The sequence below is a fragment of the Paenibacillus enshidis genome (genome assembly GCF_042136365.1).
In the GTDB taxonomy this organism is placed as follows: Bacteria; Bacillota; Bacilli; order Paenibacillales; family Paenibacillaceae; genus Paenibacillus; species Paenibacillus enshidis.
Genome location: NZ_JBHHMI010000008.1, coordinates 19,644 through 45,099, shown reverse-complemented (window position 1 = coordinate 45,099; position 25,456 = coordinate 19,644). Strand labels below are relative to the sequence as shown.

At 47.1% G+C, this 25,456-nt stretch carries 32 protein-coding genes and 1 pseudogene; 10 read left to right on the top strand and 23 right to left on the bottom strand.

The window, feature by feature from the left end:
- Positions 1-60 precede the first annotated feature (60 nt).
- On the top strand, positions 61-1,233 hold the full coding sequence (locus ACE41H_RS11285; protein WP_375355344.1) for a YheC/YheD family endospore coat-associated protein: 1,173 nt from the start codon (positions 61-63) through the stop codon (positions 1,231-1,233).
- 27 nt (positions 1,234-1,260) lie between these two features.
- Here the strand turns inward: ACE41H_RS11285 and ACE41H_RS11280 are convergent, their stop codons facing one another.
- From ACE41H_RS11280 to ACE41H_RS11235, 10 genes are all read right to left on the bottom strand, one after another.
- Positions 1,261-1,947 (bottom strand): HAD family hydrolase, encoded by a 687-nt coding sequence (locus tag ACE41H_RS11280; RefSeq protein ID WP_375355343.1) that lies wholly within the window; start codon positions 1,945-1,947, stop codon positions 1,261-1,263.
- A gap of 100 nt (positions 1,948-2,047) precedes the next feature.
- Positions 2,048-3,370 (bottom strand): stalk domain-containing protein, encoded by a 1,323-nt coding sequence (locus ACE41H_RS11275; protein WP_375355342.1) that lies wholly within the window; start codon positions 3,368-3,370, stop codon positions 2,048-2,050.
- A gap of 249 nt (positions 3,371-3,619) precedes the next feature.
- On the bottom strand, positions 3,620-3,949 hold the full coding sequence (locus ACE41H_RS11270) for a hypothetical protein (protein WP_375355341.1): 330 nt from the start codon (positions 3,947-3,949) through the stop codon (positions 3,620-3,622).
- An 11-nt stretch (positions 3,950-3,960) separates the two neighbouring features.
- Entirely contained in the window at positions 3,961-4,233 is a 273-nt protein-coding gene (locus ACE41H_RS11265; RefSeq protein ID WP_375355340.1) for a GrpB family protein, read from the bottom strand.
- Positions 4,234-4,361: 128 nt separating this feature from the next.
- Entirely contained in the window at positions 4,362-4,502 is a 141-nt protein-coding gene (locus ACE41H_RS11260) for a DUF6886 family protein (protein WP_375355339.1), read from the bottom strand.
- A gap of 504 nt (positions 4,503-5,006) precedes the next feature.
- The gene (locus ACE41H_RS11255) at positions 5,007-5,882 is read right to left on the bottom strand and encodes a metal ABC transporter permease (protein ID WP_375355338.1); all 876 of its coding nucleotides are present in this window, start codon (positions 5,880-5,882) and stop codon (positions 5,007-5,009) included.
- A 1-nt stretch (position 5,883) separates the two neighbouring features.
- Positions 5,884-6,798: a metal ABC transporter permease gene (locus ACE41H_RS11250; RefSeq protein ID WP_375355337.1), complete on the bottom strand. Its 915-nt coding sequence runs from the start codon at positions 6,796-6,798 to the stop codon at positions 5,884-5,886.
- Positions 6,795-7,532: a metal ABC transporter ATP-binding protein gene (locus ACE41H_RS11245; RefSeq protein WP_375355336.1), complete on the bottom strand. Its 738-nt coding sequence runs from the start codon at positions 7,530-7,532 to the stop codon at positions 6,795-6,797. The genes ACE41H_RS11250 and ACE41H_RS11245 overlap by 4 nt, the downstream gene beginning before the upstream one ends.
- A gap of 1 nt (position 7,533) precedes the next feature.
- On the bottom strand, positions 7,534-8,496 hold the full coding sequence (locus ACE41H_RS11240) for a metal ABC transporter solute-binding protein, Zn/Mn family (RefSeq protein ID WP_375355516.1): 963 nt from the start codon (positions 8,494-8,496) through the stop codon (positions 7,534-7,536).
- Positions 8,497-8,704: 208 nt separating this feature from the next.
- Entirely contained in the window at positions 8,705-9,286 is a 582-nt protein-coding gene (locus ACE41H_RS11235) for a CGNR zinc finger domain-containing protein (RefSeq protein ID WP_375355335.1), read from the bottom strand.
- 172 nt (positions 9,287-9,458) lie between these two features.
- Between ACE41H_RS11235 and ACE41H_RS11230 the strand changes: the two genes are divergently transcribed.
- Positions 9,459-10,511 (top strand): 1-aminocyclopropane-1-carboxylate deaminase/D-cysteine desulfhydrase, encoded by a 1,053-nt coding sequence (locus tag ACE41H_RS11230; protein WP_375355334.1) that lies wholly within the window; start codon positions 9,459-9,461, stop codon positions 10,509-10,511.
- Complete coding sequence (locus ACE41H_RS11225) at positions 10,508-11,026, top strand: DinB family protein (RefSeq protein ID WP_375355333.1); 519 nt, start codon at positions 10,508-10,510, stop codon at positions 11,024-11,026. The genes ACE41H_RS11230 and ACE41H_RS11225 overlap by 4 nt, the downstream gene beginning before the upstream one ends.
- 159 nt (positions 11,027-11,185) lie before the next feature.
- On the opposite strand, the gene ACE41H_RS11220 is transcribed toward ACE41H_RS11225, so the two are convergent.
- Together ACE41H_RS11220 and ACE41H_RS11215 are read right to left on the bottom strand one after the other, a co-directional pair.
- Positions 11,186-11,590 (bottom strand): nuclear transport factor 2 family protein, encoded by a 405-nt coding sequence (locus ACE41H_RS11220; RefSeq protein WP_375355332.1) that lies wholly within the window; start codon positions 11,588-11,590, stop codon positions 11,186-11,188.
- Between the two features lie 31 nt (positions 11,591-11,621).
- Entirely contained in the window at positions 11,622-11,858 is a 237-nt protein-coding gene (locus ACE41H_RS11215; protein WP_375355331.1) for a DinB family protein, read from the bottom strand.
- 212 nt (positions 11,859-12,070) lie between these two features.
- On the opposite strand from ACE41H_RS11215, the gene ACE41H_RS11210 reads away from it, so the two are divergent.
- Positions 12,071-12,982: a LysR family transcriptional regulator gene (locus ACE41H_RS11210; RefSeq protein WP_375355329.1), complete on the top strand. Its 912-nt coding sequence runs from the start codon at positions 12,071-12,073 to the stop codon at positions 12,980-12,982.
- Positions 12,983-13,155: 173 nt separating this feature from the next.
- Here the strand turns inward: ACE41H_RS11210 and ACE41H_RS11205 are convergent, their stop codons facing one another.
- The 5 genes from ACE41H_RS11205 to ACE41H_RS11185 all read right to left on the bottom strand — a co-directional run bounded on the left by ACE41H_RS11205 (position 13,156) and on the right by ACE41H_RS11185 (position 17,709).
- Complete coding sequence (locus tag ACE41H_RS11205; RefSeq protein WP_375355328.1) at positions 13,156-13,371, bottom strand: hypothetical protein; 216 nt, start codon at positions 13,369-13,371, stop codon at positions 13,156-13,158.
- A 119-nt stretch (positions 13,372-13,490) separates the two neighbouring features.
- Positions 13,491-14,048 carry an RBBP9/YdeN family alpha/beta hydrolase gene (locus tag ACE41H_RS11200; protein ID WP_375355515.1) on the bottom strand — a complete coding sequence of 186 codons (558 nt, stop codon included), beginning with the start codon at positions 14,046-14,048 and terminating at the stop codon, positions 13,491-13,493.
- 227 nt (positions 14,049-14,275) lie between these two features.
- Complete coding sequence (locus ACE41H_RS11195; protein WP_375355327.1) at positions 14,276-14,779, bottom strand: VanZ family protein; 504 nt, start codon at positions 14,777-14,779, stop codon at positions 14,276-14,278.
- A 597-nt stretch (positions 14,780-15,376) separates the two neighbouring features.
- A complete protein-coding gene (locus ACE41H_RS11190; protein WP_375355326.1) occupies positions 15,377-15,883 on the bottom strand; it encodes a hypothetical protein in 507 nt (168 codons plus the stop codon).
- 398 nt (positions 15,884-16,281) lie between these two features.
- Positions 16,282-17,709 (bottom strand): helix-turn-helix domain-containing protein, encoded by a 1,428-nt coding sequence (locus tag ACE41H_RS11185; protein ID WP_375355325.1) that lies wholly within the window; start codon positions 17,707-17,709, stop codon positions 16,282-16,284.
- A 213-nt stretch (positions 17,710-17,922) separates the two neighbouring features.
- Here ACE41H_RS11185 and ACE41H_RS11180 point away from each other — a divergent pair.
- A pseudogene (locus tag ACE41H_RS11180) lies at positions 17,923-18,997 on the top strand (SDR family oxidoreductase).
- Positions 18,998-19,020: 23 nt separating this feature from the next.
- Here the strand turns inward: ACE41H_RS11180 and ACE41H_RS11175 are convergent.
- Positions 19,021-19,410, bottom strand: a complete 390-nt coding sequence (locus tag ACE41H_RS11175) for a winged helix-turn-helix transcriptional regulator (protein WP_375355514.1) — start codon at positions 19,408-19,410, stop codon at positions 19,021-19,023.
- A gap of 209 nt (positions 19,411-19,619) precedes the next feature.
- On the opposite strand from ACE41H_RS11175, the gene ACE41H_RS11170 reads away from it, so the two are divergent.
- The 3 genes from ACE41H_RS11170 to ACE41H_RS11160 are packed head-to-tail and all read left to right on the top strand — an operon-like array spanning position 19,620 to position 21,230.
- On the top strand, positions 19,620-19,934 hold the full coding sequence (locus ACE41H_RS11170; protein WP_375355324.1) for a PadR family transcriptional regulator: 315 nt from the start codon (positions 19,620-19,622) through the stop codon (positions 19,932-19,934).
- A gap of 18 nt (positions 19,935-19,952) precedes the next feature.
- Positions 19,953-20,597, top strand: a complete 645-nt coding sequence (locus tag ACE41H_RS11165; RefSeq protein WP_375355323.1) for a hypothetical protein — start codon at positions 19,953-19,955, stop codon at positions 20,595-20,597.
- A gap of 21 nt (positions 20,598-20,618) precedes the next feature.
- Positions 20,619-21,230 carry a DedA family protein gene (locus ACE41H_RS11160; RefSeq protein WP_375355322.1) on the top strand — a complete coding sequence of 204 codons (612 nt, stop codon included), beginning with the start codon at positions 20,619-20,621 and terminating at the stop codon, positions 21,228-21,230.
- Positions 21,231-21,301: 71 nt separating this feature from the next.
- On the opposite strand, the gene ACE41H_RS11155 is transcribed toward ACE41H_RS11160, so the two are convergent.
- Positions 21,302-21,937 carry a DUF1349 domain-containing protein gene (locus tag ACE41H_RS11155; RefSeq protein ID WP_375355321.1) on the bottom strand — a complete coding sequence of 212 codons (636 nt, stop codon included), beginning with the start codon at positions 21,935-21,937 and terminating at the stop codon, positions 21,302-21,304.
- A 118-nt stretch (positions 21,938-22,055) separates the two neighbouring features.
- On the opposite strand from ACE41H_RS11155, the gene ACE41H_RS11150 reads away from it, so the two are divergent.
- Positions 22,056-22,184, top strand: a complete 129-nt coding sequence (locus ACE41H_RS11150) for a DUF6199 family natural product biosynthesis protein (RefSeq protein ID WP_375355513.1) — start codon at positions 22,056-22,058, stop codon at positions 22,182-22,184.
- A 480-nt stretch (positions 22,185-22,664) separates the two neighbouring features.
- A complete protein-coding gene (locus ACE41H_RS11145) occupies positions 22,665-22,964 on the top strand; it encodes a DUF1259 domain-containing protein (RefSeq protein WP_375355319.1) in 300 nt (99 codons plus the stop codon).
- A 91-nt stretch (positions 22,965-23,055) separates the two neighbouring features.
- On the opposite strand, the gene ACE41H_RS11140 is transcribed toward ACE41H_RS11145, so the two are convergent.
- From ACE41H_RS11140 to ytvI, 4 genes are all read right to left on the bottom strand, one after another.
- A complete protein-coding gene (locus ACE41H_RS11140) occupies positions 23,056-23,625 on the bottom strand; it encodes a manganese catalase family protein (protein WP_375355317.1) in 570 nt (189 codons plus the stop codon).
- 30 nt (positions 23,626-23,655) lie between these two features.
- Positions 23,656-23,943, bottom strand: coding sequence for a spore coat protein CotJB (locus ACE41H_RS11135; protein ID WP_375355316.1), 288 nt, complete (start codon positions 23,941-23,943; stop codon positions 23,656-23,658).
- Positions 23,944-23,945: 2 nt separating this feature from the next.
- Entirely contained in the window at positions 23,946-24,170 is a 225-nt protein-coding gene (locus ACE41H_RS11130; protein WP_375355512.1) for a spore coat associated protein CotJA, read from the bottom strand.
- A gap of 236 nt (positions 24,171-24,406) precedes the next feature.
- The gene (gene ytvI / locus ACE41H_RS11125) at positions 24,407-25,438 is read right to left on the bottom strand and encodes a sporulation integral membrane protein YtvI (RefSeq protein ID WP_375355315.1); all 1,032 of its coding nucleotides are present in this window, start codon (positions 25,436-25,438) and stop codon (positions 24,407-24,409) included.
- Positions 25,439-25,456 lie beyond the last annotated feature (18 nt).

Genomic DNA, 25,456 nt, shown 5'->3' with positions numbered 1-25,456 from the left:
AAGATATCCTCCCGACGAATGGTACTCTGTAGAATTCAGTACCAAGGCAGGTGAATAGCTATGCAGCAGCCCGTCTTAGGCATTATGACACTCTACCTCAACAAGAGGAAACAGTTCGAAGACCGGCGGGTTTATCAAAAAATGATTGAGGAAGGCCGCCGTCTCGGCCTGGATGTCTTCGTCTTTACACCAGCGGATGTCCATCCGACACGCAAGCTGCTGCTGGCACATATTTACGAGCCGTTCAAAGGCAGATGGACCCGAAAATGGCGCGAGTTCCCCCATATGATCTACGACCGCTGCCGGATTCAAAAGGGCGGGCGATTCCAGCAGCTGAAAGAATTCAGACTAAAGCACAGCCGCCTGATCTACCTGAACCGTCCGCTCCGCAACAAGTGGACGATTTACGAGGTGCTTTCCAGCATGGCTTCCTTCAAGCAGCACCTGCCGGAAACCGTGCTTTACAAAAGCTATAAAGATATAGAAGCCATGCTGAAAAAAGCGCGTCTGTTGTATTTAAAGCCTATTAACGGTACCGGAGGGCGGGGAATTCTCCGTATTGAAAAGACCGGCACAGATGACAACTTTTATATAATCCAGGGGCGGAACATGAGACGCCAGATCATTCCCCGCAAACACATCCACCGGACACGGCTGCAAGCCTGGATAAGATACTGGAATCTGGATCAATATTTAGTCCAGGAAGGCATACCTAATGAGCTGGAAAGCGGACGGGTGCATGATTACAGAATGCTTGTACAAAAAAACAGCCGGGGTAAATGGGAGGTGACCGGCTGTGCGGGGCGCATCGGTCCGGTGCGCAGTATCACTTCCAATCTGCATGGAGGCGGCCGGGCCGTTTCCATGCAGGTCCTGCTGGATCACTGGATCAAAGACGAAGAATTACGAGGGCGTATTGAGGAGAATGCAGGCAAGCTGGGCATTCAGATTGCTTCATTTCTTGAGTCAATCTATGGCGGACTATGTGAGCTGGCTTTGGACCTGGCGATCAATAAAGAAGGACAGATCTATCTGCTTGAGGTCAATCCCAAGCCTTCACGGGAAGTGTTTGCGCGAATCGGGGAAAAGGATACTTACAGAAAGGCCATTGTCCAGCCGCTTGAATATGCATTATGGGTATATCGCTCAACTCCGGCTGCAAACGTGCCGAGGAAAAGAATTAAAACGTTCAAACCTGGTATCGGGAGAAAAAAGAAGAAGGGTCCCGCTTGAAACGGGACTCTTCCTCCGGAAACAGAGTCATTGCGCGTCCTTGTACAGACGAAGCAGCTCCGTAAAATCGTTAATGATCACATCAGAGCCCTTCAGCTCATCTTCCCTGCCGAAGCCGGCATAGGCACAGCCGATAACCGTCTGTCCGTTTTCTTTGCCGGCCTCCACGTCAGAGGAACGGTCTCCCACCATCCACGCGCTTGATACGCGGTGTTTTTCCAGAAGCAGTTCAACCAGATGGACCTTGGAAAGGGTATTGTACTCCCCGGCGCTGTACAAGCCTTCAAACAATGGCACCAGCTCATGTGCTGCCGCCACCCCTCTGACATAATCCTCAAGTCCGTTGCTCGCTACAAACAGCCGGACTCCCTGGTCATGCAGCGCCTCCAGCGTCTCCTTGACTTGTGGATACAGCTGGTGGCTTCCATGCTGCAGGCCTTCGATTTCCAGTTCCAGCAGCAGCTCATCCGCCCTCGCTCGGGCAGCGTCACTCGCTTCAGGCATCACGCGCATCCATATATCACTTAGCAGCATGCCAAGGCTGTTCAGCATTCTCTCCTCCGGCGGGGTCACCCCTTCAAACAGCCCTTCCGCGCGCAACGTGCTGAACAGCTTGTGGTACGCCGGCAGCAGCAGTGTCTCGGTCTGAAACAAGGTGCCGTCCATATCGAATATCATCGCTTCCGGCTTCTTCAGGTGCTTTGCAGTATCCATCCTCACTTATCCATCCTTCCGTATTCCATAGCAGTGTTAGCATCCCCTGTAATCATAAGCAAAAACGGAGAGCCGTGTAAACTAAAGAAGAAGCACTGCCTTAGAAACGGTCGAAGTAGCTGCCTGTGTCATCCTTGTTGTAAACATATCCGTACACATTCGCATCAGGGAAAAATTTGAACGCATCATCACGCAGGTCAGACTTGAACGACGATTGGCGGTAGGAACTCAAGCTGTCCCAATCCTTCTTGGTTACGTACACTTTTACCGTTATTGAATCATCTGCTTTCCCCTCCAGCTTGAAGCTGAAAGTTGCTCCATAATAACTGCCGAAATCATTGGTCAACTGGCTCCCGATGTCCTCAATATCCACATCGGAGCTCAGATTCACCTCTCCTCTGCTGCTGACGGTGAAGGACGATAGTTTAGAGGAATCATAGATTTTGCCCGTTATTTTAGCATCTTCGTATTCAGCCCGCAGATCATCAACGATGTTCTGCAGATATTTTCTCTGCGTGGCGGTCGAAAGCTCGCGCCAGCCGTCTTTATTCACATCGATTCTGACAGTAATATCGTCTTCGTCACCACTCAGTGAGATCCGCGATGAAGTTTTTTTGTATCTGTCATATTCATCCTTGAGCTCGTCCTCCATCTCGTCCAGATCCATCGCCGGGCTGCCGCTTAGGCTGACTTTACCGCTGCTGCTGACAGAGAAGGATTCCAGCTTGCCAGAATCATAAATGCCGCCGGAAATATCCGCGTCTTCATATTCATTCAGCAGGTCGTCCACAATGTCCTGAACGAAATCCTTTTTCACGCTGCTGGTCAAATCTCTCCATTTAGACTTATTGACATCAATTCTGACGGTAATATCGTCCTCATCCCCTTTGAGAGAGATTTCGACATCCGTTTTTTTGTAGTCCCCATATCGGTCGTTCAGCTCTTCCTCCATATCATCGAGGTCGACGGTCTTGCTCTGCTGCGCTTTAAGCTTCTCAATATCTGCCTGCAGCGACGTGATTTGGGCATTCTTACTTGAAATGGAGGTTTTGGTGGTGGTCAACTCCTGGTTCAGGCTATTAATCTGGCTGTTTAAAGCCGTTAGCGTGGAATTATCCCCCGTCCCGGCCGGCCCATTGTCAGCGATAATAACCCGTTTATTGGTCCCATCCCAGGTTACATTTTTATTCAGGGCCGCTCCTACCAGGCGAAGCGGAAGATAGGTTGTGCCATTAATCATAAATGGCTCGCTTCCGGCATCATAAGAAATTGCAGTACCATTATATGTAATGCCGATATTGTTATACACCGCCTCAAGGGCCTTGGTGGCTTGGGCCGCATATGCAGACTGGCTGAAAATCACTCCGGAAGCGGTAAGTACGGATACTGCGGTCAGGGCAATGGTTTTTTTCTTGGATTTCATGACTGTCGTCTTCTCCTTCTATCAATTTTGCTCTCATCCTACTGCTTGATAGATACAGATGCCCAATGTTGATTTTGGGCTTAAAACGCAGCTTTTCTCCCCAAACAGAGAAAAAATGGATAGGCTTATTCTACTAGGGTAACATTAATAGGATGATTTGATAACCCTTTAGGTCATTTTTCTGGTTAAAATCTTCCTGTTTTTTTGGGGTTTTCTGCAAAAAAAGACTCTACCGCAGGCGGTAAAGTCTCATAACTCTGTTCTGAATTCAAATCGGTCTCTGAAGTAGAATCCACCGTTTATTTTTACGGCTTCAGGTGTAAACTTTTCAATCATTCCTCCGCTGTTGACGACTACACTTGGAACATTATCCATCGGCATGACTACATGAACCTTAACTTGGGATACAGAAGCTGCAAATAATTCCAAATCTGACTGTAATATCTTGTATGTAGAATTCATTTCTATCACCTCAATTCCTGATAGAAATCTACATTCGACATCTTTCTCCGAATCCCTCCTTTTGAACCATGAAAAAAGAACTGATATTAAAAAAAATTTAGGCATAATTTCTTTCAACTTTGTATCTCTTACATATCAGACCTGCCAGGCGCCCAACCGACCGCTTGCGACCAGAGATAGGCCCTGTGTAAAATATCCCAAACTATTGGCCCTTTTCCTTCGACATACTTTGGGCGTTCATTCTTATAAAGCTTCATGAGCCGGTGCTTTTCCCGGGCATACCTCAAGCCGTCCTCCGGATGTGTCCGCAAATAGTCCCTGAAGACCAGGGTTATTTGTTCCGCCAAGCTTCCCGCTTGCCGTACATGGATGTGGGTCCTACGTACTCCGCACCGCCACATCTCCCAGCGACTCTCTTAATTGGCTTGCCGTCTCCACAAACAATCCTTTCCACTCCGTTTGATAAGGTGAGATTCTCCATTGGTCTTCCATGATTCCGCTCCTTTCAGGCCGTTTCAACGCCAATATTTTAAAATCCGCCTTTTGCATTCGCAAATTTATGGACCTCATCGATGGCCCAGACGACGGGCGACATATTTCTTCGGTTTTCCTTCACTCTGGGTACAAATACATCAATCGAGCTTTGCTCGCTAAAATGATATAGCTTCATAGACCTCACCCCCCAAAATTTACCTGTTACTCTTATTAGATATGAAGTAAACCGATTTTTTTCGAAACTTATATGCGGAATTCACATGCAACTCGCTCTTTTACACTCGATGGACGGTACGTTCTATCCCGTGTTACACTACGTTTAGGAAGTAGAAGAATGGGGTTCTAAGGGAGAGAGATGTTTAAATGGTCAAATTACAATTCAAAAGGATACATAAAAAAGTACCGACCAGAAACTGAATCTGAATTAAAAAAGATCGTAGCATAGAAGCTACGACCTTTTTAATTCTTTTAAGAAGGACAGCCGGGGTGACATTCCCGGATCTCCTAACCATGATTTTGAACAACGATAAAAATAAATCATGGGGCGTTAGCTGCCTGTTCCAACCTCAGATCCTTCTCATCAAGCAGTATATGCATTATTCCTTGTTTCTATATTATAAATAAGAATTTTACACTTGCAACATCTGAATCTGCCGGAGCCCCTGACCAGTAGTTAATTTCACATCTCCACATCCACAGGACGCACCAACCTGGCCGCAAGCCCGTAGCGTGGGGAGAACAGAAAGCTGACCATAAAAACGATCCCGGTCGAAAACGCCATCGAGCCCGAAATCGATGTGTCCAGCCACAGCGCTATATAATATCCCATAAATGCGGACAGCACTCCGAACAACCCGCTCAGCCCCATCATAAGCAGCAGACGGTCCGTCCACAAATAAGCGGCGGCGGCCGGCGTAATCAGCATAGCCACGACCATGATGGCGCCAACGGCATCAAATGCGGCCACCGTTGTGATCGAGACGAGCGACATAAATACATAATGCATCAGCACGACGGGAATGCCCAGGCTGGCCGCCAGCGCAGGGTCAAACGAGGTTATTTTCCACTCCTTATAGAAGGCGAGAATGGCTACCAATATGGTAATCAGGACTAGTGAAAGCAGAAATACGGCCTCCGGCACTTCCCCAATCCACGGCAGCTCCATTAGCTCCCAGGGGATAAATGTGATTTCCCCCATCAGCGTATGCTGTATATCCAGATGGGCATTGCCCACCTGTGTGGCAATCAGGACGACACCAATCGCGAATAAAGCTGTAAACACAACCCCGATGGAGGCCTCCTGCTGCACTCCCCGCGCATGAAGCCATTGGACAAACAGCGAGGTAAGCAGCCCGGCTGCTACGGCACCGATCAGCATGTGTACCCCGCTTAATTCGCGCGTAACGAGGTAGGCAACCACGATGCCCAGCAGCACGGTATGGCTGATCGCATCCGCCATCATGGCCATTCTGCGCAGGATCAGAAGCACGCCGATAAAGCCGCAGGACAGCCCGACCAGAGAAGCCGTCATCAGTATCCATCCGGTATAAGACATATTATGCTCCCCTTTCAACAGACTCGCGGGCAGGCGTCTGCCTCGTCAATTCCATCTTTTGAGCACGCTGCTGCAGGAAAGTGACAAGCAGCCCTCTACGTGAGCCAAATGCCAATGAAACGACAAACAGGGAAGTGGCTGAGAGAACGATAAATGGCCCTGTCGGCCATCCGTCGCCCAGGGTGCTGATCAGCGTGCCCACAATGCCTGAGCCACCCCCGAACAAAGCGGCTAAACCCAGCATCGCCGCATAGGAATGGGTCCAATAACGGGCGCTTACACCGGGGATAATCAGCAGGGCTGCCATCAAAATGACGCCTGCTGCCTGAATCCCGATGACGATCACGAGCACCAGCAGGACCATATACACCGTATTCATCAGACGGCCGGACAGCCCAAGCCCGCCGGCAAATTGCGGATCGAACAAAAACAGCTTCCATTCCTTCCAGCCCACAAGGGCGGCAATGAAAACGAGCAGCGTAACGCCAATCATCGTATATACATCCTGCCTGACCATAGACGCGGACTGGCCGAAAATAAAGCTGTCCAGTCCGCTTTGCTGCCCGCCCGGCATCCTGTTGACGAGCGTGAGCAGCATAATGCCAAGTCCAAAAAAGACGGACAGCACAATGCCCATCGCCGCATCCTCCTTGACCCGGCTTGAGGTACGGATCCAGTGAATGAACAGTGCGCCAAGCAGGGCGCTTACCGCCGCCCCGCCAAGCATGAACGGCAGGCTTTTCGTCCCCAGGACAGCAAATCCGGCGATTACGCCAGGCAGGGCGGCATGGGATAACGCATCACTCATCAGGCTTTGTCTCTTCCAATAGGCAAAGCAGCCCACAACACCGGCCGCCATGCCCAGCATCATCGTGCTCAGGAGCACCCATTGCGTGTTTGCAGAAAGTATCATCATCCCAGCTTATCCCCCATCCAGCGTAATACGCCGCCATAGGTTCTCGTGATATTGGCTTGATTGAATACCTCCGCTGTCTGCCCATGCGCAATGACGGTCCGGTTCAGCATCAGCACATGATCGAAATACTCCTCAACCGTCTGCAAATCATGATGAACGACCATGACCGTCCGTCCTTTGCTTTTGAGCGTGTTAAGAGTATCCATAATGACCTTTTCCGTGGCCGCATCCACCCCTGCGAGCGGCTCATCCAGGAAATACAGGTCAGCATCCTGCACGAGCGCCCGTGCAAGAAACACCCGCTGCTGCTGCCCGCCGGACAATTGGCTGATCTGGCGGTCTGCATAACTGCCCAGCCCCATTTCCTCCAGGGCGGACATGGCCAGCTCCCGGTGCTCGCGCTTGGGCCATTTCAGCCAGCCAATTTTGCCGTACAACCCCATCATGACGACATCCAGCGCGTTCGTGGGAAAGTCCCAGTCCACCGTGCCCCGCTGCGGCACATACCCAATCCTTGATTTGACGTGGGCATAGGTTGAACCAAAACATGACACCGTTCCTGACAAACGGGGGTGGAGCTCCAGAATGACTTTCAGCAGAGTGGATTTGCCCGCCCCGTTTGGTCCTACAATCGCCGTCAGGGTTCCTGGCTGGACCTTGAACTTTACATTGTTCAGCACTTTATTTTTACGGTATGAAGCGGTCAGATGATCTACTCTCAATACACTGTCCATGTTAATCTCCCTTTCCGCTCAAAGCTTTATGGATTGTATCCACATTGTGACGGTACATGCCGAGATACGTGCCTTCTTCCGTGCCCGCCGCTCCCATGGCATCAGAGAACAGCTCGCCGCCAAGAGAGACCTGCAGCCCCTTCTGTCTGGCGCCTTCAATGACCGCGTTGACGGAGGCCGGGTTGATGCTGCTTTCCACAAATACCGCAGGTACGTTATGCTCCAGCAGAAGATCGACGGTACGTTCGATATCCGACAGCCCGACTTCATCCTCCGTGCTCAGCCCCTGCAGTCCCACCACCTTAACATCCAGCAAGCGTCCAAAATAGCCGAAGGCATCATGCGCGGTGATGAGCACTCTCTTTTCCTCAGGAATGTCTGCCATTTTGTCCTCTGCTTCCTGTTTCAAGCGGTCCAGCTCTGCAAAATAGGCCTTTTTGTTCGCTTCAAAGTATTCCGCATCCGCTGGTGAGGCCTTCTTCAGCTCTTCCGCTGCTGCTTCAAGCGCCTGCTTCCACAAATCAATATCAAACCAGACGTGCGGATCGATAGCTCCCCCTGTATCCTTCAACAGTTGTTCCTCCGGAATGGTATCCCCAATCCCGACTACAGGCTTGTTCTTCCCTAACTGCTCAAACACCTTGATCATATTGGCCTCCAGGTGCAGACCGCTGTACAGGACCATTTCGGCGCTATCAAGCTTCTTGATATCCCCTGGCGTAGGCTTGTATAAATGCGGGTCCACTCCGGGCCCCATCAGACTCTCCACCTGCACCCGGTCACCCCCGATCTTCGAGACAGGTTCGGAAATTTGCGCAATGGTTGTCACGACGTGCAAGGGTTGCCCCGGGTCACGCGCCTCTGACTTCCCCTCAGATGAAGAACAAGCCGAGAGTATCAGCGACAATCCCAGGGTCAAGCCAAGCAAAGCCACCTTCCGCTTCTGAGTATGCTTTTTTTTCATCATTCAAGATCTCCTTCTTTATGATATTTTGTACATATACAATAAAATTTCTTATGTACAATAAGTTTCCTATAGGAAACAATTATGCTTAAATACAAGTTATTTGAATAAGTTCATTTTGTCAATAGCTTTCGAGAAAAATTAAGAAACAAAAAAACGCCTCCGGATGAAACCGGAAGCGGTTAATGTATAATGCTCTGATTGGGCACTATTCGGTTGGCACAGACTGCTTGTGCCGCTCTGCTTTCATGCGGTTGCCGCAAATTTTCATCGAACACCACTTACGTTTGCCTGTGCTGTCCATGAACAGCCAGATACACTTGGGGTTGGAGCAGCGGCGGACACTTTGCAGTTTGCCTTCCGCGTAGAGAGTCAACGTTTGATAAGCAATGACCGAAATGAGGCCAAGCGGCCCTTTCTCCAGAGGGATTGCTGCTAGACTTGAGCCGGCATATTTAAAAATGAGGGGCGCCTTCTCCAATACCGCCTCCAGCCGTTCAACCCAGCCCGCCTCCGGAACTCCGTGATCCGCCATCTCCTCCAGTCCCTTTCTCAGCATAGCTCTGAAATCCCGAATGACAGGCAAAGCTTCCTCCAACCACTCCCGGGTCACTTCCAGCCCCTTCAATGTATGTGAGCAGTACCCCTCAAGCAGTTGATTAGCGTTCATCTCCTGTATCCATAACTTTAGATTGTCCGCGCTGGAGAGAGAATCGACAAGCCTCCCGCGCTTCATCTCCTCGGTGTTAATTAAGTTGAGAGGCAATTCCTGCGACTGAAATCTGAACATCGGATCGTTCCTTTTTTCTTCCCATTGTACTATACCGTTTAAAGCGATTCAAACAAAATAACCCTTAAAAATATATTGACAGGTTAGTTATTAGCAAAGTAAACTTCATTTAAAATAACCCTTTAAATTATGATTATTGGGTTATTTCAAGTGAATATTGGAGTGTGAGGCGATGGTAAAAGATTCGTGGATTCACCTGCCGCGAATAGCGCTCGGAGTGTGGCCGACGCCCCTTCAGCATGCCGCGGTTCTCTCAAAACGGCTTGGACGGCCCCTTTATGTCAAAAGGGAAGATATGGCGGGCATCGGCGGGGGCGGCAACAAAATCCGCAAGCTTGAATATCAGCTCGCACAAGCGCTGAAGGAGCAGTGTACATACGTCATCACTACAGGCGCAGTGCAATCGAACCATGCCCATCTTACGGCTGCTGCAGCGCTAAAGCTGGGATTAAAGCCCATCCTGATTTTATCCGGCAATCCGGGGGATGAGCTTGGCGGAAATCTATTTTTGGACCGGCTGATGGGCGCACAGGTTGAATTTATTTCCCATGCTGACGGCCGTCCATCGCTGGATCTGATCAACAAAGTGATGCGGCAAAAAGCAGAACAATTAAAGGAAGTAGGAGAGAAAGCATACATCGTGCCGGAAGGGGGGACCGACGCGCTCGGTTCCGTGGGGTATGTCTTGGCCATGCAAGAACTGGTGACGCAGTTAAGTGAGACTGCCCCACATCGACAGCGTACGCTGGTCGTACTCGCCACAGGCACTTGCGGTACCCATGCCGGATTGGCTGCCGGACGAAGGCTTTTTTCTGCAAAACCAATCGACATCGCAGGCATCAGCATCAGCGGAAATGCACAGATCAAACAGGAAAAAACGAGGCGAATTGCCAATGAAACGTTGAGCCTGCTTGGCAGCGAGTCCAACGTACAGGAAGACGAGATTGTCATTGTGGACGAATATATGGGCGAAGGTTACGGAAAAGCCACACCTGAATGCATAGAAGCGATATCGCTTGCAGCCAGCACAGAAGGATTGTTTCTTGATCCGGTTTATACGGGCAAGGCATTTGCCGCCCTGTTTGACTTGGCCAAGCGTGGAGCACTTGATCCTTACGATGCGGTCGTCTTTATGCACACCGGTGGCCTTCCCCTTTTGTTCAGGAGTGAAGAGGAAATCGCGGCTTATTTATTTTCCAAAAAGGAATCCGGAGGTAAATCATGAACAACAAACAGAGTGACATGCCGTCAACCGCAGCAGTGGAAGTGGCGAAGGACCTGCAGGTTATCGCGGCAGGCCTGCTGGAGGACATCTTTAAAATTATTCGCCGGCTGCCCGCAGAAGCGCTGAATTGGGTTCCGCCGCAGATGAACAACAGTCCTTATGTTTTGGTGAATCATTTGCTTGGCTCCGCCGGATATTGGATCGGGGATGTCGTCGGGGGCATTGCATCGGACCGGGTCCGGGCTAATGAATTTGGCGCTCAAGGAACACATGAAGAGTTGGAGAAGCTGCTTGCGGATACCAGTGCCAAAATAAATCGTACACTTGAAAATTTATCTGAAAAGGACCTGCTCCCTCAACCGATCGATCTCAGCCGCGGTGTATTATGCTGGGGTGATCTCCCTCCGGAAGGGCGCACCTCCGTCTGGGTTGTCGTGCATGATCTTTGCCATGTTGCATACACATACGGGCAATTGGAACGGATCAGCAAGCTTTGGGAACTTCAGCACGGCTAATCAGGCATGTCCAATCAGCTGATACATATCCGAGAATTGTGCGGGGCCTGCTGCAAATCACAATGCTCCAACCTCAAGCCAAGCCAGTAAAAAATGGGAGTCGTTCCGCATAAGAACGATTCCCGTTTTTTTAACTCCAGTTTATCTTGAGTGAATGCATTAATTCGATTCCCCTCTAAAAGAAGCCTCCAGGGCACCCGTATCTTCAAAACCCCGGAAGTACTTAATCTTGCCGTCTTCCACTTCGCACACGACAGCCCAATAGCTTTCAAATATTTTATTGGTCGGTCGCACCCGATGCTGAAATCTTCCCCAGGCAAAAGCTGTGATTTCATCACCAAGAATCTTGCGGATCTCAAATTCTTGGGGTTCGAGGTCTCTCTGAAACTTGGACAGTAGCGTCCTTACGCCTTCTACCCCATAATACGTCCCATAAAAATGATGTCTGTCCGTCTCTTGCTCGAATGCCGCGATAAACTCTGCATCTCTGTGAACATAGTTGAGTGCCTTGTCCATATCCTGCAAATTTTGAAAATACTGTTGTAACACTTGGGCAGCTTTCATATAACATCGGTCTCCTTTTTCAAGATTGAGTTTACCTTATTGCGTTGCTATAAGCTGGCCGGAAATGATACCCAGGTGAATTCCCTCGTGAATCAAAGCAAAGTGTGGAGTAACGATCCATCCAATAGATCATGTGACCAACATTCCAGCGGATTGTGTTGTTAAAGCCCTTGGGCTGCACGTCCAGCTGCTCCTCAGAAACTGCTTGAACCTGACCAATGACAACCTGACGGAGCACTTTACTTGTGTGGATAATTGCCTGACTCATAAGAGACGCCTCCTCTTTGGTGTTGCTGTCTTTAGTTCCAGTGTAGTCGTCCTCTCAATGTGCAACAATCACACGATTCCGATCCAATGGATCGGTATTACTAATGGCTCAATAGTCAGCTAGTGAAAATAATCCGAGTCTTCGTTATACTGGAGGCAAGCAAGATCTGCTTTTGCGCGAAACAAAACAACAGATAAAGGAGCATCGGCGGAATGGAACTTAGACAGCTCCAGTACTTCGCTGCCATATGCAAGGAGATGCACTTCTCCAAAGCGGCAGAAAATCTCTGTACGACTCAGTCGAATCTCAGTCAGCAAATCAAGTTTTTGGAGAATGAGCTGGGATTTCCGTTGTTTGACCGCATGGGGAGACGGATTGCTTTAACGGATGCGGGGCAGATTCTTTTGGAGCAGAGCAAGCTAATTTTCGAGCGTATAGACTATATTCAAGCGGCCATATCGGATCTGAAGCAAATCGAGGGGGGAAAACTGGACATCGGCATCCTGCCCGGAGACGGAGATCTTTTATTTGACGCTCTGCTGATCGACTTTCATCGGTCGTATCCCAAGCTGTCGATTAAGGTCACGGAGACGACGGATGTATACGAACAGGTTGTTGACGGCATTCGGGATCTCGGCGTTACCACAGCACCTGACAAACCGGATGACCGGATATCCGTTATGCCGCTGTTCCATGAAGAGTTTGTATTGGCTGTAAGGTCGGACCACCCTGCTGCAAAATTGAAAGCCATTCCTTTTGAACAATTACAGCACATGAAGATGGTCATGTTCGGGCCGGAGCACCAGATTTCGAAGGTTATGAACGCCTGCTGTCAGCAAAAGGGAATTACACTCGACAGCCCCATTATAACTTCTACTCTATCAACTCTGCTTTCCCTGGTCGAACAGGGTGTCGGAGCATGCATTCTCCCCCGGCTGTTAGTGGACTATCTTAATAGGGAGCAGATCACCGCCGTTACACTGCTGAATCCCACACCAAGTCAAGATATTTGCATCATCTATCGTGCAGACAGGTTTATGGGCAAAGCAGCGAAGTTGTTCATTGAGGTATTGCAATCTTATATCCAAAACGTCATGGAGCACAGCAGCCGATCCTTAGGCTGAGCGCTTCTACTTTCTCATGATCAATTTGCTGAGCACAAAAAAACCACTGTAAGAAATCATGTTACATGTAAGAATCATACAGAAGGAGGTTTTTTCCATGATGGATTTTAGAAACCCGTCTGACCAATATGATCCTGAGGCCCATAAGAAAAAGCACCCCGCAGGATGCTTCGTCAACGCAAAAAACGGACTGCCCAGAAGCCTATAATCAGCAACAGGCCGATGCCGCCAATGACGCCGGTGGTCTTGTTATTACGCTGCTTGTTCAGCTTTCGATTCATAAATACGCAGATGATGAGCCATACAACCACCATGCCGATAAGCAACCACACTTTATTTCCTTCCAAACCTTCCAAGTCGTTCGCAGTTGTTAACCTTAATATGTTCACGGGACCCCCCTGCTCCAATTAAAATTTGACATTAGGGAGGTTTTCCCAATTGGCCTGAAACTATACGATGCCTGCTGCACCTGACCAATTTCACTCAGAACGTTAGATAAACTGCGTAATTATTTGCGGGTTAAAAGCTCATATACGAGCGGAAATGTTGTAAAACCATCGCTGCCCAGGAAATGTCCTCCTTGGTCAAGCTCATGAAAGTCAGCGTCTATATTCCGGGCCAACTCCTTACTGAATTCCACAGGGACGATCTCATCATTTTTGGAAGCAACAACGATCGGTGTCCCGGCAACAGCCGCTTTGATTTTGTCGAAATCAAACGGCTCTCTTGTAAATTCATCCAATATGGGCAGGCTAGGCAAGGGTTTAGTAAAACCGGAAACAAGAACAATACCTCCCGCCTGCTCGGATGGGCCCAATTTCTCCAAAAATCTTAATACAGCAGCGCAGCCCAAGCTATGAGCAACGATGTAAGTTCCTTTATGGATATCCCGGACATTCAGCGAAATTTCTTGTGTCCAATCCGCAAGCTCAGGCTTCGACGGACTCGGCATTTTTAAAATATCCGCACCTATGCTGTCCGAAGCCAGCTTGTTTTGGAGCCACTGAAACCAGTGATCTGCCGGGGATGCACTATAACCATGAACAATATACACGTGATCAATAATAGCAGTTACCTCCTTCCATTTTTAATGATTTTAATATCGTACCTATTTGTTAACAAGTACTTACCTTTGGGTAAGTCACTGTCTTACTAAGACTATAGGATTCAAATCAGAAGTTATTTTGCAACTAAAAACCCCTCGCAAAATGAAATTTCATTAATTTTGATGATTTACTTATTTAAGCGTAAGCGTCACTACTTGAAAGTGGGGAATCCCACAGAATATTTAAGTTAATTATCAAAAGAGCGATTTTCAAGAAAAGTACGCTCTAATTTATAATAAATTCGATTTCCCATATAACCGATCAAACAGCCTGTCATATTTAAAATTACATCAGCTATATCAGCTGACCCCAGGCAAGTTATGAATTGTGTAAATTCTATAACTAAGATAATAAGTAAACAACTCAACATTGTATTAAATAAAGACGACTTTTTTCTAAGAAAGGGAATCAAAAAACCCATAGGAAAAAATGCAACTATATTGCCAAAAAAGTAGAAAAGCTCATGTGCCATGCCACCATATTGAAAAGAATCAAAAATTGCATTTATTGTTCTCAAAGGGTTGAGACTGATATTCCAGTATCCCATATTTCTCTGTAATATGATTGCCTGAACTCTCGAAATAACCCCCAACCAATTTCCCGTAAACTTAAGAATCACAAAATTTATTATCAGTAATAAATAAATCAAGAAAATGAATCTTACCCTTTTATACGTAAAAACGATAGACATACTTCCCTCCTAAATACCTTGTACATCATCAATCCATGAATGGATAAAGACGCTTTAATTTTATTCTTGCACCATACGTAGTAAACTGATCTATTCATAACTTTTGGTTTTGGTTTCGAGTATGCTCCCATGCCAACAGTTCTTGGGCCAATTCAGGCATGAAAGGGATGCGCGCCCTCGATCTCCGCCATATTCAATCAACTTCTATCCATTTTTTGATGTGTAATGAATCTCTAACCACTTTCTAAACGTCGATCGGTTTGGGCTCGAAAGTCTGGTAAAGCGAAGAATGACATGTGCGTTTAATTTGTTCGTAGCAGTCCGTATCGTAGAGCAACCAAGTAGACTTTCAGTATATCCTCCATTACTTCGGCAAACAATGCATTCCATTGTGAGGAATATGCCAACAATTAAAGAAAGGAGCTTGAGTTCGTTTTTTTAAATTTGGGGCCATCTTACTTAGATGGGATCTGTGATATCCCTCGTTACTTTCTTAGATTCGAGAGAATACTAGTCTACTCTTGAACTTAAACCAATGATAAGAGCTACAAACCGAAAATTAAAGGTTTGTAGCTCTTTTCAAAAGATATTTAGAGTTTATTTAGAAATAGACCCATTGAATTTATAAAGATTCCCGTTATTTGGTACTGCAAAAGATACATAGTATTTATTGGAAGCAGACAACCCTGTAAATTTGGCAACTCCAATTTTTCGTGGGTCGATTGTTTTGTAAGTCACAACATTACCAGAACTGTTATGTACAACAATGGAGAGGTTGTACCCATCAGCTACATCTTTGATAACTTGCCAGTTATCTACCCTTACTGTCATGGAGGATACACCTGTTAACCACTTATCTGTAAATACCTCGTAACCTACCTTTTCAACTTGGTAATTGTAATCACTAATACTTAGGTTATGAGTTGATGCACTGCTTTTTGGAGGATCTTGGCCAAAGATGGTAATTCCATCTGAAGAGGCAGCGGGAGGTGTAGTAGGTAATACATGAACATCATCACTAGCAAAAGCACTTCCACCTGCAGTTAAAATAAAAGCCATAGATCCTGCCAACAAGCTACTTGCTATTTTGTTTGTTTTTTTCATATAAATACCTCCTAATCTTGTTATATCCTAATAATACCATCATATCCCAATAAATGCGATACATTTTGTATTTTTTTCACAAATTGTTCACATTTAACCGAAATAATCAGGTATAGTATTTTCAGAACTAATTCTCTCTGATTATATTTTGAGCAGGTGAGCAGATAGGGAAGCTCGATAGGCTCCTCTTTCAGAATCTCTTTGATACGATTGAAGCACCAACAGGATTTCCCCATGGTTTGCCCGTTAAAATAAAAAAAGACCAGCTTTTCAGGCTAGTCTTGTATGTACTGAACTACGCTGCTTTTCTCTTTTAACCTCCTCCATGGGACTCAAACGGTTTGATAACAAAATCATTTATGATTGTATGAACAGAGTTTGTTAATATAAGTAAGAAGCTACATGCTAAAAGCAGCAATCCCCATTTTCTTTTCACTCTCGTACACCTCCATGATTAATTTTTCATAGGTTGTCGCCTGCTCCTTTGATACATACTGTTTGTAACATTCAAACAAACCTACGCATTTAATTATACAGGATTTATTTTTTATTGAAGCAGATATCTCTAAACTACGAATCAAGCATTTAAATCCAATAGAATGCACTCCATTACGCAAATAGTAGTCAGCTAGTTCGTTCGATAGTCGAGCAGTCTGCTCATTTATAAGCTGTTTTGAGTATATAACCCCAATCGCCTCACGATGCTGCAAATAATGTTTTATTTGCACGTCGAAACGATCCAGAATATCATCCACATTAATATCGTATTGATTAGCTGTTTCTATAATATTTAATAAGGAGACGATGATCTCATCTTCTTTGGGTTCAATAAATTCAACATACTCTGAAAGTATGCTAATGTCCCCTCCTAAGAGTTTATATACGTAAGTATTTGCATGTGCCCAATCTTTGAATAAATTCATCCAATGAATCGTATCCTCGTCCTTTTCTTTGACCCAATTTAAATCGGCGTAGGCTTTCACGTATTTCAATGCCTGCGTATAATCCCTTCGAGCCTCATAAACAATGGCTATTAGCAAATTCGAATAGGCCAAGTAAAAAAACGGCGGTCTGCTGAGCCTTCTCTGTAGTTGTGATTCCTCTCTATCCCGCTGGAAGGTAAAATAATGTATCTTCGCTTTCTCCCCCATTTTCCGGGCCATTTCTTCAACCTTATTCCACCTGCGCAGTGATCGGTATGTATTCGCTAGTTCTTTTAATGCATCCAGTTGATCTATTTCAGCCAGACGTTCAACATATGGCTCAAACTGGATGGCCGCCTGATTGTTGAGCTCCTGGTCATCACCTAACCGGATTGTAAATAAACGAAATTGGCACAGGGCCAGACGCTCGGAATGCTGACTCTTTTCACTCATCGCTATGCTTTCGAACAAAATAGCTGCTGCTCCACATTGATCACACTTAAAAAAGTCCTCGGCAACTTCAAACAGCAAAGGAGAGTATGTCAGATTATCCAATAACAACCCAACGGTCCGGCGGATGCATTCCAGCTTGTCCAATGCTGCGCAGCGGTAGAGGAAAGGCCTGATTCTGCGCCAGTTCGGTTCGGCCTCGTTTAGATACTCCTCAATATACTGCTCATAGAAATGGCCTTCAGGCAAACCCAGAGTCGCCGTAATCCTGTCCAATTGAGTCACAGCCATGACCCTGTGTCCGTGGAGGAGAGAACTCATTGTTCCCGCGTTGATTCCAGCCATTTGGGCCAATCGGGAAGTGTTCAAATCCCCCTGTTTCATGAATCGTTCCAGTTCCATGCGAATCGTGGTTGTATTGTGCAAAATAAACCACCCCTTAATCTGTTGCATTCGTATAATATTTCCTGTTCTTTGCTCTGGTTCAGTATACCACTTTCTGGAATGCTTGTGTATCTTTTTTAAGTTTTTTTTCAAAATTCTTTTTCAAGCCTTTCCCAGACCATTATTACTTTTAGGTAACTATATGACTTTAAAGTGCGTACTTTTAAGTTCACTTTCTTTGTCTCACAATCAAAGCAGAAGAAACCTGGGAGGGAAACATTGATGAAACAGGAGCACTCAGAAAAAAACAGTAAAACTGCATTGGTAGTCGGGGCAAACGGTGTCATTGGACGGAATCTTATTGATTATCTCTTGACGCTCCCTGACTGGAATATCATCGGGGTGTCACGGCGCGGCGGTAAAGATAGCGGTCGGCTGCGGTATGTAGCGGCTGATTTACTGAATGAACAAGAGACACAGGAAAAATTGAGCATTCTGGATGAAGTAACTCATATTTTCTACGCGGCTTATCAGGATCGCCCGACGTGGGCCGAACTGGTTGAGCCGAACCTGTCCATGCTTGTGAATGTGGTAAACGCGGTCGAACCGATTGCCCCGAATCTGCAGCATATCAGCCTTATGCAGGGCTACAAGGTATACGGAGCACATCTCGGGCCATTCAAAACACCGGCACGGGAAACGGATGCCTATCATATGCCGCCTGAATTCAATGTGGACCAGCAGCAATTCCTCGAACAACGGCAGCCTGGAAGCAGCTGGACCTGGTCGGCACTGCGTCCGTCGGTCGTGTGCGGGTTTGCTTTGGGCAATCCGATGAACCTTGCCATGGTTATTGCCGTTTATGCTTCCATATCCAAAGAGCTGGGCTTGCTGCTCCGCTTTCCCGGAAAGCCGGGGGCTTATCACAGCCTGCTGGAAATGACGGATGCCGGGCTGCTGGCACGCGCAACGGTCTGGGCGGCAACCGAGCCCAGCTGCGCGAACCAGGCCTTTAATATCACAAACGGTGACCTTTTCCGCTGGAACGAGCTTTGGCCGAAGATTGCCGCCTTCTTCGAGCTTGAGACTGCCCCGCCGCTGCCGGATGAAGCTGGAGGCGGTTATGGCTGATAAGGAAATGCTGTGGAATGCTATGGTTGAAAAGTATGACTTGGAGAAAAACAGCTACCAGGACGTTTCTTCCTGGGGCTTCGGTGATTTCGTATTTTCATGGGATTACGACTTTTTTGCCGACGGGTCCAAAGCACGCCGCTTCGGTTTCCATGAATTCGTGGACACAGAAAGAATGTTTACAGACATCTTTGCAGATTTCCGCCGCCGCAAAATCATACCTTAATTATCAATATCGGTCCTCTATCATTAGGGGCCGGTATTTTCTTTATCCTCTACTTGTGGTGGTGTGAAAAGTATACTTACTTTATCGCCGTACACCCTTTCAGCATGTATATCTCCCCATCTGCACATGAGATGAAGAAGCTCTTTCAAGCTCCAGCCATATTCCGTCAATTCGTATTCGACCTTGGGCGGAACCTGGTTGTACGAAATACGTGCGACAATGCCAGCCTCTACCAGCTCACCGAGCTGTTGAGTCAGCATTTTTTGTGTGACGCCAGACATTAACCGCATGAGTTCGCCGTTACGCTTTTTGCCGAAGGTCAGGTGAAAAAGAATTACAGGCTTCCATTTGCCGCCGATCACCTCAAGAAATGCTTCGACCGCTGTGTTATAAATTTTAATCGGCTCCTGCATCACCTTAACTCAGCCTCCTTTGACTTCACTTTACCGACTGGAGCATCGGTTTGCAAGCCAACCGTTCGATAAGACATACCTTGGCTAAAGATATTGAAGCGAATGACTCGGATCACTTTTTCCAAAAAGTATATTGCATTATTAAGTAATATAACTTATGATTTTTATGTACTCAATAATATTGAGTAATAAGTTTGGAGGTAATGTCAATGAATGCGGAAATGCTGAAAGGAACCATCGATCTCCTCATTCTGTCTGTATTGGTCAGGCAAGATAATTACGGTTACGAAATCTCCAAAGCCATTAAAGAACAGACGGAAGGAGCCTTCGAAATTCAGGAGGCTACGCTGTATCTTTCTCTGAAGCGCCTGGAGAAGCAAGGGGCAATTTCTGCATATTGGGGGGATCAAAGCCACGGCGGGCGGCGTAAATACTATACCGTAACTGAAGATGGCCGAGGATTGCTTGCAAAATTCATTTCGGACTGGAAGAAGACAACCGAGATTGTAAATCGGTTCATTTGAACTTAGGAGGTGAGAAAAATGGTGAATCTTTCACGGAAAGTTTTTAGTTTGGGAGAAATCAGATACACCTGGGTATTGCTGCTTTCTATTATCATTTGTATCGTTACATTCTTTTGCGATGAGCATTTGAGTCCCGACGACCAAATTTGGCTGGCCGTTTCGTATTATGCTTCCTTCATCTTGGCGACCATTTGGAGCGTGGCGAACTATGCAGAACATATTCAAATGAACAGCCTGTACCGCAAACAAAACAACATCGGTGCTTACGTATCCCAGCTCGCTCTCAACAAAGAGGATAAATTGGAGCTTCAAAATTATTTGGAGGATTTTGCAGCAGATCTCGAACAGCAAGGAAGGTCAAAAGAAGACGCGGCCAAGGAGGCAATTAATCAGTTCAAAGTCAAAGAGTTTCTCTCAATGTCCAAGCATACCCAACCTTTCGAATTGCATGGCCATCATTATTTGATAGGGCTCGCTTTGCTTATGCTGTTCTCGGCACTTCTGCTGTTCATTCTCGACCAAGCCATTGCCCCAGGCACATTGATTCTGTTCATTATGCAGGTCGTGTTGGCGGTTTACGGAGTTTGCTTCATCACGTTATTTATGCTGTACAGAATTGTGGACAAACTCATTTACCGTAAACTGAAACAGTATTTTTCTTAAGAAACTAAGGAGTGTGCTGAAATGGAACATTGGATTATTGAAACTATGGACGCTTATGGCTACTTGGGCATTTTTCTGCTTATTGCTTTGGAAAACCTGTTTCCTCCCATTCCTTCAGAGGTGATCCTTACCTTTGGCGGGTTTATGACCACTACGTCGGGGCTAAGCGTAATCGGAGTGATCGCTGCCGCTACCGCCGGATCGGTAGCCGGAGCTATCTGTCTTTACGGTGCTGGAAAAATACTGTCTGTTAACAGGCTGGAAACCCTTATCATGCGTTATGGAAAAGTTTTTCGTTTAAAGCCGGAAGACATCAGGAAAGCATATGCGTGGTTCGACAAATATGGGGCTTGGGCTGTATTCCTGGGCCGGTTAGTGCCACTAATCCGCAGTCTGATCTCTATTCCTGCCGGGAGTGCAGGAATGAGCTTTCCCCCGTTCTTGGTCCTTACCACGCTCGGATCTCTGATCTGGAATACTGCTCTTGTGTATATAGGCTCGGCAGTTGGCGCTTCCTGGGAAACAATCGTAGGATACATGGACCTTTACTCAAATTCCGTGTATGCCCTTCTGGCACTGGGGATGCTTGTGATATGTTTTCTGTTTGTGCGCAAGCGAATTATTAAAAGCTGAGGATTGCCGATAATCCGGACAAAAGATAGCGGATGTTTGCCTAAACGCCAAACGTGCCGCTATCCCACCTTTTATAGATAAGCTTCTTTCGTATCATCGGAGATTTCTTCTATCGACAGAAAATCGAAGTAAACAACCTGTCCTTTCCCCTGAGGACTGCACGCATATAATCCAGCCAAAACGGGCTCATTGTCCGGTATATCCATATGAGCTATGCGAATCTGGTTCCAATCTTCTCCGTTCCACGAGAAATCCACATAGCAGTTCTGAGCAATCTTCGATATTCTGAAATACAGATTAACATCTGTGTAATCTACATTTTGTGTTGACCAGTCCGAGTATCCGTGATTTGTAACTACAGCCCCCAATTTGCTAGGGCCATCAGGTATGTACTCTAAAGAAGTTTTAACCCACACATCCTCCAAATAGCGAATCATCAGGCCAGCTTGATCATACTTTGACTTGGGAAAAGCTTGCACCTTTGTTGTCATTCGAAAATTCTGGTTTGTTTGGATAGATAGAAAATGTCCATTGTCTGCCTGAAAGCCGTAATGGGTCCGCTGCCAGAAATCCGTTTCTGCATCCGTTTCTAAAACAAGCTGTGAATGAGCTTTGTCTAAAAACCACTCATTTGGTTCGCACCGCCACTCAAGCTGGCTATTCAAGTTTTCGTTGTCAAACTTCTCATTCAGAATCCATTTTTTCATATTTCAGGTGCCTCCTATGTATTTAATATGGAACCCATTCCCAATTCACGCCGTAGTTATTACCAAAAGGGGAGAGTCAAAATGTCCATTTCCAGTGGAATCATCTTGATCCTTCGGTCTGATCAGCATTGCATTAGGTTTACTGTCCTTCCAGAAACCCTCAATCGGATGGTATATCAATGAAGGCTGGAAAGTAAAAGGAGACTCCGAACCCAGCGAAACTTATTTAAGCGTGATAAGGTTTTGAGGAATCGTGTCTATGATGCTTGGAGGAGTTTTCCTTTTTGCGGGTATTATGCATATTGTAGCATCTGTTTAATGATTAGAGTTATTTTACTTTAAAAAAACGGAGGGTTTACGATGTCCATGAGATCAAAAATCACTTCCAGAGAGTTTTTGCAAAAGCCATTATGGAGTGCCCTGGATTGGTTTATTGCCATGCCGGGAACCATTATTCGCACCATTGCCAACTTGTTTTGATCACTCCCGGTTCCTATGAACAAGGCTGGCCATGATGCCGGCCTCTCGGCTTTCATGGATTTTGCTCTTCAGCGGGATGCAGGCCTGCTCATGAATAGACCGGTGCTCGCTTCCTCCCTTCTCGAGCACTCTACTTTATAGCAAACTGAAGAGGGATGATCATGTTGAAGATTTCCAAGTCGCTTTGCGACCGATTAGCCGCCATTCTGGGTGGCACAGGGAGTCTGACGGCAAAAGCTGCTCGATTATGGTTGAGAGAACGCTGGGTGCCAAAATCCTTGGCAGAAACTACGAAACCGAGCATGAAATCGTCATTCAATCTCTTAAAAACGGAAAGACCCTGAATACAGGTGAAATTACCCTCTTGCAATCTGAAGTGCAGCGCTTTGTCAATGCCGCCCGCAGACGCAAACTGAAAATTACCGCCATACACAACCATTGGTTATTCGAAAAGCCAAGATTAATCTACCTTCACCTTGAAACCGTTGAAAACCCAATTGTTTTCGCCAGAAAATTAAGATCTGCTCTAGATGTTCTGAAGAAGTAACTTTCAGTAATCGCATTGCCTGAACAGCAAAACCCACCGAGGCGATCAACCTTTAGCGGTGGGTTTTGCGCTTGTTGCGTCTTTTTCCTCGTCAAAACACCTTCTTCGCTTCCCTCTCTGACTTTAGAATTTCGACCGCCTCGCGGAAGCGAAGGGAATGGATGATCTCCCGTTCACGGAGGAATTTCAGTCCATCCTGCAGATCCACATCATCCGTCATGTCGATCAGCCATTGATATGTAGCCCTTGCCTTCTCTTCGGCCGCAATGTCCTCATATAAATCCGCTATCGGATCGCCCTTGGCTTGAATGTATGCCGCTGTCCAGGGAACCCCGCCTGCATTTTCGTAAAACAGAGCCCGGTCATGCGCCACATAATGGGGATCCAGACCGGCCTCCTGCAGATCCTCCACCGTGGCGTCCTTGGTCAGCTTATAGACCATTGTGGCAATCATTTCCAAATGGGCGAATTCCTCGGTGCCTATGTCATTCAGCAGTCCAATCACTTTGTCAGGGATCGTATAACGCTGATTCAGATATCGGAGCGCTGCCGCCAGCTCTCCGTCGGCTCCCCCATACTGCTCCAGCAGCAGTTTGGCCATACGGAGATCGCACTTGCTGACACGGACGGGATACTGCAGCTTTTTTTCATAAATCCACACGTAACCATCTCCTCCCTTTGGATTCCCGGTTTAGACCTGCCATGGCCAAGGCGCTTTACTCCATTCCCAGGGATACTTGGAGTAGGCATGGCCGAAATTTTGCAGCGGCCCATACAGCAGCTGAAAATGATGGGCCACCTGCATGCGGTCGCGTGTCAGTTGGTTGTACTGTTCAATCGCCTGCAAATCATTGGGATGGGTGTTCAGGTACAGATTGAGCTCCACCAGGACAAAATCAAGCTCCTGCAGCCGCTCAAGCAGCTCATAGTATTGCTTGTCACCGGGTTCCGACTGCTGGATCTGCTCTTCATCGCTCATCCTCAGTCAGCCTCCTTTGCATTCATCTTCGATGTATACGAGCTGTACAAGTCAGGCCATAGGGTGCCCTTCCTTAGCGCCTCCCTGGGGCTGAACTGGGGCAAACCCGGGGGCTGAAAATGAATGAACAGGTTGGGTGGAAGACTGTACGTTTTAAGCCTGATCGGCGGACAAGGATCAAAGGGGCCGATAAATGGGGCGTACACTCCTTCTTGCGGAAACTGCATCGTGTTCATCGTATGCATAACACTTGAGTCCTTCACAACATATGCCTCCTTCCTTCTCTTGAAGCTGAAACCGAGTGCACTGAACGGCTTGCCGGTTATTGGACCTCTCTTTTCAAACGTATGCGGACACCGGGCAAAGCTGAACTGAAATGTTTGCAGCAAAAGCAGGAAGCAACAAAAAAGTCCCCGCCAGCCTTTCGGCTTTTGAGGACCCTTCGTGGACAGCAAGCTGTCCTTTAAAATTTGATTTTGATCTGAAAAAGGCCAGCTTTCCTCATAGCTGAATATATAATGATGACAAGAGGACCGATGAAGAAGCCGACGACGCCAACCAGCTTGAAGCCGACATATAAACTGATCAGGGCGGGCAGCGCCCCGATGCCGACCGCATCGCCGATGACCTTTGGCTCAATGACTCTGCGCAGCACCGTAATGGCGATGAACAGAATGATCAGCCCGATGCCTGTGAAGATATCGCCAGTAATAAACAGGTACACGGCCCATGGCACAAGCACGGAACCAACGCCCAGGATCGGCAGGAGATCCACGAGCATCACCAGCAGCGCAATGGCCAGCGGGTAGTCAACCCCCAGGATCAGCAGGCCGATCAGCGTTTCTACATAAGTCAGGATGCAGAGAATAATCTGGGCGCGCAAGAAGCCGAAGATCGACTTCTTGAGGCTTGCGAGCACGTCGCTTACCTGATCACGCGATTTTTCCTCAAAGAAAGACAGTACCGACGCCCGCATCGTATCCAGACTGAAGGAAAACAGATAAACCGCTACACAGAATACAATAAAAAAGATGAACATGTTCGGTATTTCCTTGGCAAACGAGAGCACACCGGATGAAAGCGCATTGACCAGCGACATCGCGTAGTTGCTCACATTTTCCATGAAGGTCTCAATACCGTTTGCCGTCTCCGCAGGAAGCTGTTGGAACAGGCCTTCGGCCTGCACGACTGTATTTTGTAAAAACTCATTGGCGGACTGGAAGTAGGCGGGAGCGTTTCTCCAGTATTCGACCAGCTGTGTAAACACCTGAAGCCCCAGTATGTAGGCCAGTACGAGCAGCAGCACCAGGAATGCCGTACTGCTGACCGTACATGCTATCACCCTGCTCATTTTCAGCCTGTTCATCAGAAAACCGACCATCGGCTCCAGAAAGATGGCGATGATAAATGCGAGCAGAAAGGGGGCCCCGACGGTAAAAGTACCGTACAGCAGAACGAGCCCCGATGCAATGAAAATCAGTTGTTTCCCCGACATGATCCACTCCCTCTAATA

What these genes read in the sequence shown, in the direction of transcription:
- ACE41H_RS11280 (WP_375355343.1), bottom strand. Translation starts at nt 1,947, where the DNA reads ATGGATACTGCAAAGCACCTGAAGAAGCCGGAAGCGATGATATTCGAT.
- ytvI (WP_375355315.1), bottom strand. Translation starts at nt 25,438, where the DNA reads ATGTCGGGGAAACAACTGATTTTCATTGCATCGGGGCTCGTTCTGCTG.
- ACE41H_RS11225 (WP_375355333.1), top strand. Translation starts at nt 10,508, where the DNA reads ATGAACAACAAACAGAGTGACATGCCGTCAACCGCAGCAGTGGAAGTG.
- ACE41H_RS11160 (WP_375355322.1), top strand. Translation starts at nt 20,619, where the DNA reads ATGGAACATTGGATTATTGAAACTATGGACGCTTATGGCTACTTGGGC.
- ACE41H_RS11220 (WP_375355332.1), bottom strand. Translation starts at nt 11,590, where the DNA reads ATGAAAGCTGCCCAAGTGTTACAACAGTATTTTCAAAATTTGCAGGAT.
- ACE41H_RS11260 (WP_375355339.1), bottom strand. Translation starts at nt 4,502, where the DNA reads ATGAAGCTATATCATTTTAGCGAGCAAAGCTCGATTGATGTATTTGTA.
- ACE41H_RS11255 (WP_375355338.1), bottom strand. Translation starts at nt 5,882, where the DNA reads ATGTCTTATACCGGATGGATACTGATGACGGCTTCTCTGGTCGGGCTG.
- ACE41H_RS11130 (WP_375355512.1), bottom strand. Translation starts at nt 24,170, where the DNA reads ATGCAGTTTCCGCAAGAAGGAGTGTACGCCCCATTTATCGGCCCCTTT.
- ACE41H_RS11230 (WP_375355334.1), top strand. Translation starts at nt 9,459, where the DNA reads ATGGTAAAAGATTCGTGGATTCACCTGCCGCGAATAGCGCTCGGAGTG.
- ACE41H_RS11165 (WP_375355323.1), top strand. Translation starts at nt 19,953, where the DNA reads ATGGTGAATCTTTCACGGAAAGTTTTTAGTTTGGGAGAAATCAGATAC.
- ACE41H_RS11185 (WP_375355325.1), bottom strand. Translation starts at nt 17,709, where the DNA reads ATGCAACAGATTAAGGGGTGGTTTATTTTGCACAATACAACCACGATT.
- ACE41H_RS11135 (WP_375355316.1), bottom strand. Translation starts at nt 23,943, where the DNA reads ATGAGCGATGAAGAGCAGATCCAGCAGTCGGAACCCGGTGACAAGCAA.
- ACE41H_RS11175 (WP_375355514.1), bottom strand. Translation starts at nt 19,410, where the DNA reads ATGCAGGAGCCGATTAAAATTTATAACACAGCGGTCGAAGCATTTCTT.
- ACE41H_RS11240 (WP_375355516.1), bottom strand. Translation starts at nt 8,496, where the DNA reads ATGAAAAAAAAGCATACTCAGAAGCGGAAGGTGGCTTTGCTTGGCTTG.
- ACE41H_RS11145 (WP_375355319.1), top strand. Translation starts at nt 22,665, where the DNA reads ATGGTTGAGAGAACGCTGGGTGCCAAAATCCTTGGCAGAAACTACGAA.
- ACE41H_RS11275 (WP_375355342.1), bottom strand. Translation starts at nt 3,370, where the DNA reads ATGAAATCCAAGAAAAAAACCATTGCCCTGACCGCAGTATCCGTACTT.
- ACE41H_RS11215 (WP_375355331.1), bottom strand. Translation starts at nt 11,858, where the DNA reads ATGAGTCAGGCAATTATCCACACAAGTAAAGTGCTCCGTCAGGTTGTC.
- ACE41H_RS11285 (WP_375355344.1), top strand. Translation starts at nt 61, where the DNA reads ATGCAGCAGCCCGTCTTAGGCATTATGACACTCTACCTCAACAAGAGG.
- ACE41H_RS11245 (WP_375355336.1), bottom strand. Translation starts at nt 7,532, where the DNA reads ATGGACAGTGTATTGAGAGTAGATCATCTGACCGCTTCATACCGTAAA.
- ACE41H_RS11235 (WP_375355335.1), bottom strand. Translation starts at nt 9,286, where the DNA reads ATGTTCAGATTTCAGTCGCAGGAATTGCCTCTCAACTTAATTAACACC.
- ACE41H_RS11170 (WP_375355324.1), top strand. Translation starts at nt 19,620, where the DNA reads ATGAATGCGGAAATGCTGAAAGGAACCATCGATCTCCTCATTCTGTCT.
- ACE41H_RS11155 (WP_375355321.1), bottom strand. Translation starts at nt 21,937, where the DNA reads ATGAAAAAATGGATTCTGAATGAGAAGTTTGACAACGAAAACTTGAAT.
- ACE41H_RS11250 (WP_375355337.1), bottom strand. Translation starts at nt 6,798, where the DNA reads ATGATGATACTTTCTGCAAACACGCAATGGGTGCTCCTGAGCACGATG.
- ACE41H_RS11190 (WP_375355326.1), bottom strand. Translation starts at nt 15,883, where the DNA reads ATGAAAAAAACAAACAAAATAGCAAGTAGCTTGTTGGCAGGATCTATG.
- ACE41H_RS11265 (WP_375355340.1), bottom strand. Translation starts at nt 4,233, where the DNA reads ATGTGGCGGTGCGGAGTACGTAGGACCCACATCCATGTACGGCAAGCG.
- ACE41H_RS11195 (WP_375355327.1), bottom strand. Translation starts at nt 14,779, where the DNA reads ATGTCTATCGTTTTTACGTATAAAAGGGTAAGATTCATTTTCTTGATT.
- ACE41H_RS11210 (WP_375355329.1), top strand. Translation starts at nt 12,071, where the DNA reads ATGGAACTTAGACAGCTCCAGTACTTCGCTGCCATATGCAAGGAGATG.